This window comes from Pseudomonas sp. MYb60 (assembly GCF_002979555.1).
Classification (GTDB): domain Bacteria; phylum Pseudomonadota; class Gammaproteobacteria; order Pseudomonadales; family Pseudomonadaceae; genus Aquipseudomonas.
The window spans coordinates 11,993-24,797 of sequence record NZ_PCOZ01000011.1; the positions used below are offsets into that span (position 1 = coordinate 11,993).

The window sequence follows — 12,805 nt, forward strand, 5'->3', positions numbered from 1 at the left end:
TTTTTGCCTGAGGCTGTAACACCCGCGCCGCGACCGGCTTTAGCCGTCGCGGCGTTTTGCCATTAATTTCACCGTCAATCACGACGGTACAGACATCACCTAATTTTTGAGGAGCGCATTCATGGCTGTTGGTCTTGGTCCTTTGCCCACATTGCACCCGGTTGCCGGCTTTGAACTCGGTATCGCTTCGGCCGGCATCAAGCGCCCGGGGCGTAAGGATGTGGTCGTGATGCGCTGTGCCGAAGGCTCGACCGTCGCCGGTGTGTTCACCCTCAACGCCTTTTGCGCCGCGCCGGTCATCCTGGCCAAGCAACGCGTTGCCGGTACTATCCGCTACCTGCTGACCAACACCGGCAATGCCAACGCTGGCACCGGCGAGCCTGGCCTGGTGGCGGCTGCACGCACCTGCGCCAAGCTGGCCCAACTGACCGGCGTCGATGCCAGCCAGGTCCTGCCGTACTCCACCGGCGTGATCGGCGAGCCGTTGCCAGTCGAGAAGATCGAAGGTGCGCTGCAAGCCGCGCTGGATGACTTGTCGGTGGACAACTGGTCGGCAGCTGCCACCGGCATCATGACCACCGACACCCTGCCAAAAGGCGCGAGCCGTCAGTTCGTGCACGACGGCGTGACGGTTACCGTGACCGGCATCAGCAAAGGCGCGGGCATGATCCGCCCGAACATGGCCACCATGCTCGGCTACATCGCTACCGATGCCAAAGTCTCCCGCGACGTGCTGCACAGCCTGATCCTCGACGGCGCCAACAAGTCGTTCAACCGCATCACCATTGATGGCGACACCTCGACCAACGACTGCTGCATGTTGATCGCCACGGGCCAGGCCAACCTGCCGGAAATCACCGAAGCCAGCGGCGCGCTGTTCGCCGCGTTGAAGCAGGCCGTCTTCGACGTGTGCATGGAAGTCGCCCAGGCCATCGTGCGTGACGGTGAAGGCGCGACCAAGTTTGTCACCGTTGAAGTCAACGGCGGCGGCAATCACCAGGAATGCCTGGACGTCGGTTATACCGTGGCCCACTCGCCGTTGATCAAGACCGCGCTGTTTGCTTCCGACCCTAACTGGGGCCGCATTCTCGCCGCCGTTGGCCGTGCCGGCGTGCCCGACCTGGACGTGAGCAAGATCGACGTGTTCCTGGGCGACGTGTGCATCGCCAGCCGTGGCGCCCGCGCCGAAACCTACACCGAAGCCCAGGGCTCGGCGGTGATGCAACAGGAAGAAATCACCATCCGCATCGAGCTGGGCCGCGGCGAGTGCAGCGAAACCATCTGGACCACCGACCTGTCCCACGAATACGTGAAGATCAACGCGGAATACCGGACCTGATCGCAGAGAGGATAAGCGCGGTGAAACGAGTGCATGTAGCAGCAGCGGTGATCCGCGGTGCCGACGGCAGGATCCTGCTGGCGCGCCGCGCAGACACTCAGCATCAGGGCGGTCTCTGGGAGTTTCCCGGTGGAAAGGTCGAGGCCGGTGAATCGGTCGCCACGGCGCTGTCCCGTGAATTGCAGGAAGAATTGGGCATTCAGGTCATTACGGCACGGCCGTTGATCAAGGTTCAGCACGATTACCCGGACAAGCAGGTGTTGCTGGATGTCTGGGACGTCTCGGCCTTTACCGGCGAGCCCCGGGGTGTCGAAGGGCAGCCGCTGGAATGGGTCGCCCCGCGGGATCTGATCAATTACGAGTTTCCGGCGGCCAATGCGCCAATTGTGGCGGCTGCGCGTTTGCCTGCGGAGTATTTGATCACCCCCGGCGAGCTGGAAACCCCGACGTTGCTGCGTGGCATTCAGAAAGCCATTGCGGGCGGCATCAAGCTGATTCAGTTGCGCGCACCCAATGGTTACGACCCCAAATACCGCGACCTGGCGGTGGATGCGGTCGGCCTGTGTGCGGGCAAGGCGCAATTGATGCTCAAGGGACCGTTCGAATGGCTGGGAGATTTTCCATCGGCCGGTTGGCACATGACGTCGGCGCAATTGCGCAAGTACGCGAGCAAAGGCCGGCCGTTGCCTAAAGATCGCTGGTTGGCGGCGTCTTGCCACAATGCCGAGGAGTTGGCACTGGCGCAAATGATGGACGTGGATTTCGTCACGCTGTCGCCAGTGCAGCCGACGCAGACCCATCCCGATGCACAGCCGTTGGGCTGGGAGCAGGCGGCTGAGTTGATCCGTGGGTTCAGCAAACCGGTGTTTCTGTTAGGTGGGGTCGGGCCCGCTGAGCGGGAAAAAGCGTGGGAGGCTGGGGCTCAGGGGGTAGCCGGGATCAGGGCGTTTTGGCCGGAAGTTTGATGGTGTTCTGAAGCGCCTTATCGCGGGCGGGCCCACTTCCACAGGTTGATTGCGTTCCATTGTGGGAGCGGGCTCGCCCGCTAAGAGGTCAGGCCAGGCACTGCATAATGGTCAGTGTGGCTTGGCCGCCGCCTGCCATAACACCTCAGCAACACCTTGGCGCTTGGCAATCACCCGCGCCGCTACAAACAGCAAATCCGACAGTCGATTGATATACGCCAGCCCAACCCCTTCCAACGGCTCCACAGTATTCAACTGCTGGCACCGCCGCTCCGCACTGCGGGCCAGGCTGCGGCACACATGGGCCTGAGCGATCAACGCCGAACCACCGGGCAGGATGAAGTTTTCCAACGGCCCCACTTCTTCATTCCAGCGATCGATCGCCGCTTCCAGGCGATTCACTTCGGCTGCATTCAGCGCCTTGTACACCGGCATTGCCAGTTCACCCCCGAGGTCGAACAGGCGGTGTTGGCAGGGTGTCAGCACCTCGATCACATCCAGCAGTTCCGGATGCTTGCCGCTGTGTTCTTCCAGGTTAGCCAACAGCAAGCCCAGCTGGCTGTTCAGCGTATCCACCTCGCCAATGGCTTCCACCCGCGGGTGGTCCTTGGGGACGCGGCGACCGTCACCCAGGCCGGTTTCGCCCTTGTCTCCGGTACGGGTGTAGATCTTCGACAGGCGAAAGCCCATGGTCAGTGCTCCAGTTGGGTGAGTTCGTAGGGGGGCAGTTGGCTGCCGGCCAGGGGCAGGCGCAGGGTGAAGCAGGTGCCTTGGCCGAGGGTGGAATGTACCTCCATCTGACCCTTGTGGTTGTTGGTGATGATGAAATACGACACCGACAGCCCCAGCCCGGTGCCCTGGCCGATTTCCTTGGTCGTGAAGAACGGCTCGAAAGTACGTTTGCGCACGTTTTCGCTCATGCCGATGCCGTTGTCTTCCACCTGGATCTCGGCCCACGGCGGGTTGAGGCGCGTGCGCAGGATAATGCGCCCTGGCTCGCTGTCGTCTTCACGCAGGTGAATGGCCTGGGCGGCGTTTTTCAGCAGGTTGAGCAACACTTGCTCAAGCTCGTTGGCCGTGCCGGGCACTGGGCCCAGTTGCGGATCGAATTGGCGGGTGATGGCCTGGCCCTTGAAGTCGAAACCGATCGCCAGGTCGAAGTCATTACCGGCGATTTCCACCGCCTGGTCAATCAGCGCCGGGAGGTCGCACGGCGCCATCTGCCGGTTGCTACGGCGGCTGAAGCTGAGCATGTGGGTGACGATCTTCGCCGCCCGCGCACCGGCCTGCTGGATGCCATCGAGCAGTTGCGGCACTTCACGGCCTTGCAGGTAACGGTTGACCGTTTCCAGCTCGATGCCTGCCATTTCCGCGTGTTCCAGGTTTTTGGGCAGCTCGGGGGACAGGCGCCGGCGAATGTTCTGCACGTTGTGCAGGATCGCCCCCAGTGGGTTGTTGATCTCATGGGCCATGCCGGCGGCCAGCCCGCCGACGGAGAGCATTTTCTCCGACTGCACCATCATTTCTTCCAGGGACAGCCGCTGGGTGATGTCATCGATCCGGATCACCACGCCGCGCCCCGCGCCGCCCATCAGCGGGTAGAACGTCAGGGCGTAATGCTTGGGCTCATCGTCCTTGACCCAGGTGACCCGCTCGATGCGTTCCACGGTGTGTTGCTCGACGGCGGCCTTGATCTGCGGCAGGTACGGCTTGAGCGGTTGGAAGGCCAGGTAGATCGGCTGGTTCAAGGCTTCATCCAGGCGCGTGCCGGACAGAGCGCTGGCCTCCTGGTTCCACTGGGTAACATAGAGCTGTTCGTCCAGGGCGATCAGGGCCGAGGGCATGGAGTCGATGATGCTGTTCAGATAATTCTGAAAGCCTGTGAGTTTTTTCTCGATCTTGCTGCGAACCTGAACTTCCAGTTCAAGCTTGCGATTGGTGTGGCGAGTCTCTTCGGCCAAACCCTGGGCCTGATCGTAAGCCGCCTGCGAGTCGTCCCGCGCGCGCTTGAGTTGCTGCTCGCGGGCTTCGATGCGCGACAGCATGGTATTGAAGGCTTCGGCCAGGCTGCCGATTTCATCGTGGTTGCCACGTCCGGCACGCAGGGCGTAGTTCTCTTCGCGGGTGACCTGGCGGGACAGTTCTTCCAACTCGTGGATCGGCCGGGTGATCAAGCGCTTGATCTGGCGCGCGATGATCAGCCACAGCAGCACGCTGAAAATCAGGATGCCCAGGCTGGCAGTCAGCGTGCCGGTATAGAACGCCACCGGCAGCTCACTGCTGGCGACCAGCAGTAAATGCCCGGCTGGCTGGTTGGCGCGGGGCAGGGTAATGATTTGGTTGCTGCGAAATTCGGTGACGCGCCAGGCTTCGATGTGCCGGTAGTGTTCCGGCAGCTGCAGGCGGTCGCCATGCTGCATCTGCGCCAGGCGGTTGCCTTCGCCGTCGTACAGGGCGGCGGCGCGCAGGGGCGAATAGCTGGTCAATTCATTGAGCAGGGCGTTGGCCTTGTCGGGCGACTCGAGCGCTTCGGCGGCCAGGCCGGGGTTGGACACCAGTCGACCAATGGCCTGCAACGCCTGGGGCGCCATACTTTCCTGGGAAATCCAGTAGGCGGCACTGATAAAGGTCAGGTTGGCCACCAGCAATACAGTGGTCAGCAACACCAGCAGGGCGGCCAGCAGTTTCTGCCCGACCGGTAGATTTTCTAGACGCTGGCGCAGCGGCATCAGGGCTTTCCCAGGAGATAGACAGGCGGGCAGGGTAGCGCGTGGCTCAGTCGCGGGGCAATCCGCGTGCGGTCAACTGCTCGACCAGGCGCACGTGCAGTTGTTGTAAATGTGGCAGGCTCAATTGGTGACGGGTCGCCGCCTCGCAAGCATAGCCCAACAGGTAGCTGATTTCGGTGCGCCGGGCGCTGGCCACGTCCTGGTACATGGAGGAGAAGTTGGCTGCGGTGGCCTGGATCACCCGTTCCACTTCGCTGTGGAGGTCTTGTGCTGCGCAGGGCTGGCCACAGCATTCAAGCAGCTCACTGAGTTCGGCGCAGAGGGTCGCGACTTCGCACTGATGATTTTGCAAGCCGCCGTTGCGGCATGCGTACAGCACGGTCAACGGGTTGATCGCGCAATTGAGCGCGAGCTTGCGCCACAGGCGCGTGAGAATGTCGGTGCTCCAGTCGTGGGGGATGCCGGCGGCGTGCAAGTCGTCCAGCCACAGGGGAGGCGTGGGATGGCTGGCATCCCCCAGCCAGGTGTAGCCGTGTCCGGCGAACACCACGCGCCAGTCGCCATCGCGAAATGCGCCTTCGGTGCTGGAAGCAAAGATGCAGCGGGCTTGGGGCAACCGGGCGGCGACGGCGTCCTGGCTGCCGAGGCCGTTTTGCAGCAGGATCAATTCTGCGTCTGGCGCAAGGCGCGGTTGCAGTTGGGCGACGGCGCGTTCGGCGTCGTAGGCTTTGCACGCCACGAGCAGGCGCTGTATGGGTTCCGGGCTGTCAGGTGTTTCGCCGGGTACCGGATAGGTGTGTGCCACGCCCTGTTCCACCAAGGTCAGGCCTTGCCCGGCGTTATAACTGGCCAGGCGCGCGTCATCACGAAGGATCAGCCGCACGGGCACTCCGGCACGCGCCAGCCGTGTGGCCCAGAGTGTGCCCAGGCTGCCGGCGCCGAGGATATGCCAGGTGGTCGACATCAGTTTGTACTCCGTTGGGGCGCCCGCAGTGAACCGGACGAAAGAACCGCTATAATGCCCCGGCATTTTAGCTCGGGCGCGCTCCATCTCTACTGAGCCCGCCCCTTATATTGGAGAAATGGCATGCCTTCGTTCGACGTGGTATCCGAACTGGACAAACACGAAGTCACCAACGCCGTCGAAAACGCCGTCAAGGAACTCGACCGCCGCTATGACTTGAAAGGCAAGGGCAGCTTCGAATTCAAGGAAAAGGAACTGACCGTCAACCTGACCGCTGAAGCCGATTTCCAGCTGGAAGCGATGATCGAGATCCTCAAGCTGTCCCTGGTCAAGCGCAAGATCGATGCCCAGTGCCTTGAAATCAAGGACGCCTACGCCTCCGGCAAGCTGATGAAGCAGGAAGCGGTACTCAAGGAAGGCATCGACAAGGAGCTGGCGAAGAAGATCGTCGCACACATCAAGGATGCCAAGCTCAAAGTCCAGGCCGCCATCCAAGGTGAGCAAGTGCGTGTCACCGGCAAGAAGCGTGACGACTTGCAAGAGGCCATTGCGGCCCTGCGCGCCAAGACCTTCGACATGCCGCTGCAGTTCAATAACTTCCGCGACTGATGGCACTGCGGGGAACCTGAGGGCGTTTTTGACGTCCCACGCCCCAGAAACAGTGCCTACACTTGAGCCCTACGGGGCTCATTTGCGTTTTTAGGCAGTCAATAAAGCCGCACATCCGCCACACAGGAGAAAATAGATGGATTTCAACGCTGAAGTGGATCACTTGATCAAGACCTCACAGTCGTGGGTGCCGATGATCATGGAATACGGCAGCCGCGTACTGCTGGCCGTCCTCACCTTGGCCATCGGCTGGTGGCTGATCAATATGCTGACCAATCGTGTGGGGCGTTTGCTGGCCCTGCGCAATGCGGACATGGCCCTGCAACACTTCATCACCAACCTGGCCAACATCGCGCTGAAAGTCATGCTGATGGTCAACGTGGCGTCGATGATCGGCGTGGCGACCACCTCGTTCGTGGCTGCAATTGGTGCCGCAACGCTGGCCATCGGTCTGGCATTGCAAGGCAGCCTGGCGAATTTCGCCGGTGGCGTGCTGATCCTGTTGTTCCGTCCGTTCCGTATTGGTGACTGGATCGAAGCCCAGGGCACATCGGGGACCGTGGACAGCATCCAGATCTTCCACACCGTGCTGCGCACCGGCGACAACAAGACGGTCATCATCCCGAACGGCAGCCTGTCCAACGGCATCATCACCAACACCAACCGCCAGCCTACCCGCAAGGTGGTGTTCGACGTGGGCGTGGACTACGAGGCCGACCTGCAGAAAGCCCGTGAAGTGCTGCTGGAACTGGCGAAGGACCCCCGCGTACTGGCCGATCCGGCTGCGGTAGCGGTGGTTTCGACCTTGGGTGACAGCTCTATTACGGTGTCCCTGCGTTGCTGGACGAAGACGGCGGATTATTGGGATGTGATGTTTATGCTCAATGAGCTGGCGCGCGACCGTTTAAAGGGAGCCGGTATTGATATTCCCTTTCCGCAACGCGTCATTCGTGTGGTTCAGGAAACAGCGTAAAAGTGCAGGCTCGTAACTTGACTGAAAGGTCATGTTCACGTCGAGGTATTCAACTTCGTTAGTTAGCTTGCTACTTGTGTAGATCTTGAAATAAAACTGCAATAAAAAAGCCGCTCCCTTGCTGACAGGGGAGCGGCTTTTTGTTTAAGGCCGAGGCCTTATGTCATCCTGATAATTACAGGATGTTCAACGGGTATTGCGCGATCAGACGCAGTTCGTCCAAGGACGGAGAGTTGTAGTAGACCGCATCGCTGGAACGGTAGGTGGCTTGACGCAGGCGCAGGCTCAGGTCTTTCGCTGGGCCCGACTGGATCACGTATTTAGCCTCGATGTCGCGTTCCCACTCTTTACCGTTGGAGGTCAGAGGGGTGTTCGCGCCGCTACCGTGTACGTAGCGAGTCATGAAGCTCAGGCCTGGGATACCGAAGGTAGCCATGTTGATGTCATAGCGAGCCTGGAACGATTTCTCACCTTCGGAGAAGAAGTCCGACCGGGCTACGGAGTTAGCCAGGAATACGGTGCCGCCGCCGTCTACGCCGTAGCCGTACTGGCCGTCGCCGGTGACTTTCTGGGCCGCCAGGGTGAAGGTATGCGCACCGATGGTGTAGGCACCCTGCAAGCTGAACGCCCGGTTGTCGAGCTTGGTAGTGCCGTCTTTGTCAGCACGTACCTTGCCTTCGCCGTCACTTTTGGTGTCGTAGATGTTGAAGTCGAATGCCAGGGACTGATCATCGCTCAGCGCGTGAGTCCAGTTGGCGTTGGCGTAGTATTTGCGCCAGTAGTCTTCGGTCTTCGCATAGTAAAGGCTTGTGGTGAATTCAGGCGTCCATGCATAGACACCGCCCACGAAGTCGGTTTTCTTCAGGCCAAGGCTGTCGTGGTAAGTCTGGTCTTGCGCAACGCTGGAGGTGAAGTGACCACCTTCGAGCTTGAGGCCTTTGATTTCGGTGCTGGTGATCGAAATACCCTGCGGCAGCTCGGGCAGCAGGCGGCTGTCGTCAGACGCATACACAGGAGCAGTGGTGTATTGGTCGCCGACCTTCAGGACCGTATTGGAGAAGCGGAACTTGATGGCCGCGCCGCCTTTGGAGTAATCATCCTGGGAGCGTCCATCGGAGCCTTTTGGAAACAGGCCGGTGCCAACGCGGCCCTTGCCGCTGTCCAACTTGATGCCCAGCAGGCCGATTGCATCCACACCGACACCGATGGTGCCTTGGGTGAAGCCCGACTCGTACAAGGCGTTGAAGCCCAGGCCCGACTCTTCCGAGCGGCTTTGGCGTTTGCCGTTGATGATGGTGTAGCCACCGCCCGGTTCATTGCGATAGTCGCGGCTGAAGTACAGAGCGCGAGTATTGATGCCGAAAGTACTGTCTTCAACAAAGCCTTTGGATTCGTCCTGGGCGGACGCCATTGCGAACTGCGAGGTGCCTGCTGAAACAGCCAGGGCGATCATGCTCCACTTCATCACGCGCATCGTGATTTGCTCCTTTGGTTTTAGGAAGAGTACTGCCGTCCCACCTGTATTTTTATCTGGGCGGCTCTTTCTTTATTGTGTCGGCGCAAAGGTATCTCACGCTGACGATCATTGGCGATAGTTGCCCATCTTTCCTTTCAGCTTCTTTACGAGGCTGTCGTAAATTGCTAGATCCATGTCGCAAATCCACAGTCCTCAATGCACCGGGACTGACAACTTCAATACTGTTTTCAAACGCGTTTATTAGTTTGAAACCGTCCGGGTATGTATTGAAACGCTACTGTTTTTATCGCGTAACACCTGCTTCCTGTCGGGTGTTGTTGCCGACGATAAACAGGTCAATGCAACAAGCGTGCACAAAGCGGTAACCGAATGTCATTTTTTCGTGAAAAATGTCGCCAGGATGTCAAAACCTCATAAGTACGGGCTTTTTGCGCCCTTTGGTTTGGTCATGAGGTGCGACCGTTGGGTCAGCCTTAAGGCGCCAAAACGCGGTTGCGATGGAAAACGTTACCGGTCGACCCTCACGAGTGGGTACTTGGCGGATCCCTATGAAGCACATGTGGGTCATTTTGGTGCATCCTGTCGAGGCCCGGATTAGCCTAGTCGAAATAATCGTCCGCATCGAAAAGGTGCAGGTTTTTTCATCGGCGTGTTTCGAGCGAGGCGCATTCGCCGTGAAGCCGGGGCCATTCGAAGGTATGCTGGGCGCCTGAAATCGACCTGCCGAATGGAGTGCCCGCGGTGTTCGCCTTAGACCAACGCCTGCAACAAGACACACTGGTCATCGGGGACTTCCCCTTGTGCCGCCTGCTGCTGTCCAATGATTCGAACTACCCCTGGTTCATCCTGGTGCCGCGTATCAACGCTATCAGCGAAGTGTTTCAACTGGGTGTCGCCGATCAGCAGACGCTGTGGCAGGAGACGACGGCCCTGGCTGAGCGCTTGAACGAGGGGTTCAACGCCGACAAGATGAACATCGGTGCGCTGGGTAATGTCGTCAGCCAACTGCACGTGCACGTGATCGTGCGCAAGCGCGAGGATGCTGCCTGGCCTGCGCCGGTCTGGGGCAAGCATCCGGCGCAGCCTTATACTGAAGAGCAAGTGGCGGTCATTCGTGCACAACTGCGCGACCTGTTGCCTGCCAACTTTATCTTTACCCAGGGTTGAATCATGGACCTGCAAGACCGCGTCAACGATCTGGAGAGCCGTCTGGCTTTTCAGGACGACACCATCGAGACCCTCAATGACATCCTCGTCACCCAGCAGCGGGCCGTCGAGCGCCTGCAATTGCAGATGACTGCGCTGCTCAAGCGCCAGGAAGAAATGGGCGGCCAGTTCGAAACCTCTGAAGAAGAAGCGCCGCCGCCTCACTACTGAGGTGCGGGCAATAAAAAACCGCGATCCAGCCAGTGCCGGGTCGCGGTTTTTTTTGCTGCGAAGGCTGGGATCAGCGACGCGGCAGTGCTGCGATCACGTCTTCGGCTTGCAGGCCTTTGTCGCGATTCATCACGGAGAACTCCACGCGCTGGCCTTCCACCAGGACGCGATGACCTTCGCCGCGAATGGCCCGGAAGTGGACGAAGATATCGTCGCCCGAATCACGGGAGATAAAGCCGAAGCCTTTGGACGTGTTGAACCACTTGACGGTACCGGTATCCCGATTGGTCATGTCGTAGTGTTGCGACGCGGCCGCTGGGGACGAACGGTAGAAGCTGATGGCCAGGTGCAGGACGATGGCCACTACCGCGATCACCAGGCTGAGCAGGATGGCCGGATGGCCGCCGACTTCAGGCATGGGCGCCAGGAGGGTGAGGGTTTGAACGACAACAGTCAGCACCAGCAGCGCGCTGACCAGGTTTTGCAGTTGATGACGTGTGCCTTTGTTCCAGTAAGGGATTACCGGTGCCAGCGTCAGGTTGAGAAGGCCGAACAAGGCCAGGTAGAGAGCGTCGTGTTGTTCCAGGTAGGGAGGACTTCCCTGTTGCAGGCTCGGTATAAAGGACAGCAGCAAAGCTGCAACGCCCGTTAGCAGGTGGACGATTTTCAACATTTTGATTAACTCACGTTTAGACGGATCACGAGGAAGAGCTGACGGGCACGGTTCGCTTCTGAACAATTGGAGGCGTTGGGCACGTGCACGGGTATCAGCCTATGCCGCTGCCGCGAAAAGTAACGGCGGCGACACGCCGCCTATTTAACAGCAAAGGCTGTGCCTACTCAAATCCCGCATTTATTGGGGCTGCAAGGGTCAGGTTGTTACTGCTTGAAACGCTTGTGCCAGATGGGGGCAGGGGCGATTTGCCGCACGTCGCCCGATGCGCATCGCGGCTGCGCTTGCTAGAGTGGTCCTGCACCTGATCAATGAATGCTTGTCAATTGAAGGGGATAAACATGGCAATCGATATCGGTATCAGTGAAGAAGATCGCAAATCCATCGTCGACGGGCTTTCGCGGCTGCTTTCCGATACCTATGTGTTGTACCTCAAGACCCACAACTTCCATTGGAACGTCACGGGCCCGATGTTTCGCACGCTGCACCTGATGTTCGAGGAGCAGTACAACGAGCTGGCGCTGGCGGTGGACTCCATTGCCGAACGTATTCGTGCCCTGGGTTTCCCGGCGCCGGGGGCTTACTCGATCTATGCCCGTCTGTCTTCCATCAAGGAAGAGGAGGGCGTACCCAGCGCTGAAGAGATGATCCGGCAACTGGTGGCCGGCCAGGAAGCGGTCACACGCACCGCGCGCGGTATCTTCCCGCTGCTCGATAAGGTCAGCGACGAACCAACGGCCGACTTGCTGACCCAGCGCATGCAGGTCCACGAGAAAACCGCGTGGATGCTGCGTTCCCTGCTGGAAGATAAGTAATTCGACATCCCCAAGTGGCGCCGTCTTGGCGCCACTTGCTTGTTTCCGCGCATTTCCTGGCGTTGTCCTACGCCGATCAACTCCGCGTCTTCTGGCCGCCTGTTCCTGCCTGCTGTTTGATAAGGCCATTGCCCGGTGGGAGATCCCCTGGGCTGCTGTTTGGCAATGGAGTGTCAGGTGTTATGGAGATGGGTGGTTGTCACAAGGTTAAGGTCGATCCATTTGAAAAAGGCTTCGACATGGGGCTGGCCAGGCCGTTGTCCCGGTCCGTCAGGCTCAACGGGTTTTCAACCTGCCTGCGGTTGGAGCAGATCTACTGGAATATCCTCGCGGAGATAGCCAGGCTCAATGCCTGCTCTGTCAGCGCATTGCTGTCCTACGTCGACCGGGAAGTGCATTTGCGCCATGGCGGGGTGAAAAATTTCAGCGGGCTGGTGCGGGTGGTGTGCGTGGCTCATGTACTCAAGGGCCGCATCGAAGCCTGAGGCGTGTCAGGCCGCCTGGAGCCCGCCCTCCGTCCTGGCGGGCACGGCTCCGGACAGAAAGCCGGCTGCGCTGCCTCGATTTACCAGATATAATCCCGCGCTTTGCTGCGCATGCCGGGCCTTTGCCGGAACAGGCGTGGCGCAGTAACGTTCTGATCGCCGAGACATCGCCATGCCCATGTACGACTATCAATGTGCTTCCTGTGGTCATCAGTTGGAAGCCATTCAGAAGATCAGCGCCGCGCCGCTGGTCGATTGCCCGGCCTGCCAGGCGCCGGAACTCAAGAAAATGTTGTCCATGCCGGGCTTCCGCCTGAGCGGCAGCGGCTGGTACGAGACCGATTTCAAGACCGGCGCGAAGAAGAATATCGCCGGCGGCGACAAAGCAGACTGAGTTGA

At 59.7% G+C, this 12,805-nt stretch carries 14 protein-coding genes; 9 read left to right on the top strand and 5 right to left on the bottom strand.

What is annotated here, in order from left to right; translation table 11 throughout:
• The first annotated feature begins 121 nt into the window (after positions 1-121).
• Entirely contained in the window at positions 122-1,339 is a 1,218-nt protein-coding gene (gene argJ / locus CQ041_RS18415) for a bifunctional glutamate N-acetyltransferase/amino-acid acetyltransferase ArgJ (protein ID WP_105524032.1), read from the top strand.
• Between the two features lie 20 nt (positions 1,340-1,359).
• The gene (locus CQ041_RS18420) at positions 1,360-2,304 is read left to right on the top strand and encodes a Nudix family hydrolase (protein ID WP_105524031.1); all 945 of its coding nucleotides are present in this window, start codon (positions 1,360-1,362) and stop codon (positions 2,302-2,304) included.
• 111 nt (positions 2,305-2,415) lie between these two features.
• On the opposite strand, the gene CQ041_RS18425 is transcribed toward CQ041_RS18420, so the two are convergent.
• The 3 genes from CQ041_RS18425 to CQ041_RS18435 are packed head-to-tail and all read right to left on the bottom strand — an operon-like array spanning position 2,416 to position 5,997.
• Positions 2,416-2,994, bottom strand: coding sequence for a cob(I)yrinic acid a,c-diamide adenosyltransferase (locus CQ041_RS18425; protein WP_105524030.1), 579 nt, complete (start codon positions 2,992-2,994; stop codon positions 2,416-2,418).
• Positions 2,995-2,996: 2 nt separating this feature from the next.
• Positions 2,997-5,033 carry an ATP-binding protein gene (locus CQ041_RS18430; RefSeq protein WP_105524029.1) on the bottom strand — a complete coding sequence of 679 codons (2,037 nt, stop codon included), beginning with the start codon at positions 5,031-5,033 and terminating at the stop codon, positions 2,997-2,999.
• A gap of 46 nt (positions 5,034-5,079) precedes the next feature.
• Positions 5,080-5,997 (bottom strand): putative 2-dehydropantoate 2-reductase, encoded by a 918-nt coding sequence (locus tag CQ041_RS18435; RefSeq protein WP_105524028.1) that lies wholly within the window; start codon positions 5,995-5,997, stop codon positions 5,080-5,082.
• Positions 5,998-6,120: 123 nt separating this feature from the next.
• Between CQ041_RS18435 and CQ041_RS18440 the strand changes: the two genes are divergently transcribed.
• Positions 6,121-6,606, top strand: a complete 486-nt coding sequence (locus CQ041_RS18440) for a YajQ family cyclic di-GMP-binding protein (protein WP_003175814.1) — start codon at positions 6,121-6,123, stop codon at positions 6,604-6,606.
• 136 nt (positions 6,607-6,742) lie between these two features.
• The gene (locus tag CQ041_RS18445; RefSeq protein WP_105524027.1) at positions 6,743-7,579 is read left to right on the top strand and encodes a mechanosensitive ion channel family protein; all 837 of its coding nucleotides are present in this window, start codon (positions 6,743-6,745) and stop codon (positions 7,577-7,579) included.
• A gap of 175 nt (positions 7,580-7,754) precedes the next feature.
• Here CQ041_RS18445 and CQ041_RS18450 read toward each other — a convergent pair whose 3' ends face one another.
• A complete protein-coding gene (locus CQ041_RS18450; RefSeq protein WP_105524026.1) occupies positions 7,755-9,053 on the bottom strand; it encodes an OprD family porin in 1,299 nt (432 codons plus the stop codon).
• A 744-nt stretch (positions 9,054-9,797) separates the two neighbouring features.
• On the opposite strand from CQ041_RS18450, the gene CQ041_RS18455 reads away from it, so the two are divergent.
• A complete protein-coding gene (locus tag CQ041_RS18455; protein WP_105524025.1) occupies positions 9,798-10,223 on the top strand; it encodes an HIT domain-containing protein in 426 nt (141 codons plus the stop codon).
• Positions 10,224-10,226: 3 nt separating this feature from the next.
• A complete protein-coding gene (locus CQ041_RS18460) occupies positions 10,227-10,433 on the top strand; it encodes a SlyX family protein (protein WP_010208093.1) in 207 nt (68 codons plus the stop codon).
• Between the two features lie 70 nt (positions 10,434-10,503).
• On the opposite strand, the gene CQ041_RS26700 is transcribed toward CQ041_RS18460, so the two are convergent.
• Positions 10,504-11,106 (bottom strand): cold-shock protein, encoded by a 603-nt coding sequence (locus CQ041_RS26700; RefSeq protein WP_105524024.1) that lies wholly within the window; start codon positions 11,104-11,106, stop codon positions 10,504-10,506.
• Between the two features lie 341 nt (positions 11,107-11,447).
• Here CQ041_RS26700 and CQ041_RS18470 point away from each other — a divergent pair, with 341 nt between their 5' ends.
• The 3 genes from CQ041_RS18470 (at position 11,448) to CQ041_RS18480 (ending at position 12,800) form a co-directional block, all read left to right on the top strand.
• Complete coding sequence (locus CQ041_RS18470) at positions 11,448-11,921, top strand: Dps family protein (protein ID WP_105524023.1); 474 nt, start codon at positions 11,448-11,450, stop codon at positions 11,919-11,921.
• 182 nt (positions 11,922-12,103) lie between these two features.
• A complete protein-coding gene (locus tag CQ041_RS18475; RefSeq protein ID WP_105524022.1) occupies positions 12,104-12,406 on the top strand; it encodes a ribbon-helix-helix domain-containing protein in 303 nt (100 codons plus the stop codon).
• A 172-nt stretch (positions 12,407-12,578) separates the two neighbouring features.
• A complete protein-coding gene (locus CQ041_RS18480; protein WP_105524021.1) occupies positions 12,579-12,800 on the top strand; it encodes an FmdB family zinc ribbon protein in 222 nt (73 codons plus the stop codon).
• Positions 12,801-12,805 lie beyond the last annotated feature (5 nt).

What these genes read in the sequence shown, in the direction of transcription:
- CQ041_RS18435 (WP_105524028.1), bottom strand. Translation starts at nt 5,997, where the DNA reads ATGTCGACCACCTGGCATATCCTCGGCGCCGGCAGCCTGGGCACACTC.
- CQ041_RS18425 (WP_105524030.1), bottom strand. Translation starts at nt 2,994, where the DNA reads ATGGGCTTTCGCCTGTCGAAGATCTACACCCGTACCGGAGACAAGGGC.
- CQ041_RS18430 (WP_105524029.1), bottom strand. Translation starts at nt 5,033, where the DNA reads ATGCCGCTGCGCCAGCGTCTAGAAAATCTACCGGTCGGGCAGAAACTG.
- CQ041_RS26700 (WP_105524024.1), bottom strand. Translation starts at nt 11,106, where the DNA reads ATGTTGAAAATCGTCCACCTGCTAACGGGCGTTGCAGCTTTGCTGCTG.
- CQ041_RS18460 (WP_010208093.1), top strand. Translation starts at nt 10,227, where the DNA reads ATGGACCTGCAAGACCGCGTCAACGATCTGGAGAGCCGTCTGGCTTTT.
- CQ041_RS18475 (WP_105524022.1), top strand. Translation starts at nt 12,104, where the DNA reads ATGGAGATGGGTGGTTGTCACAAGGTTAAGGTCGATCCATTTGAAAAA.
- CQ041_RS18450 (WP_105524026.1), bottom strand. Translation starts at nt 9,053, where the DNA reads ATGCGCGTGATGAAGTGGAGCATGATCGCCCTGGCTGTTTCAGCAGGC.
- CQ041_RS18445 (WP_105524027.1), top strand. Translation starts at nt 6,743, where the DNA reads ATGGATTTCAACGCTGAAGTGGATCACTTGATCAAGACCTCACAGTCG.
- CQ041_RS18480 (WP_105524021.1), top strand. Translation starts at nt 12,579, where the DNA reads ATGCCCATGTACGACTATCAATGTGCTTCCTGTGGTCATCAGTTGGAA.
- CQ041_RS18440 (WP_003175814.1), top strand. Translation starts at nt 6,121, where the DNA reads ATGCCTTCGTTCGACGTGGTATCCGAACTGGACAAACACGAAGTCACC.
- CQ041_RS18470 (WP_105524023.1), top strand. Translation starts at nt 11,448, where the DNA reads ATGGCAATCGATATCGGTATCAGTGAAGAAGATCGCAAATCCATCGTC.
- argJ (WP_105524032.1), top strand. Translation starts at nt 122, where the DNA reads ATGGCTGTTGGTCTTGGTCCTTTGCCCACATTGCACCCGGTTGCCGGC.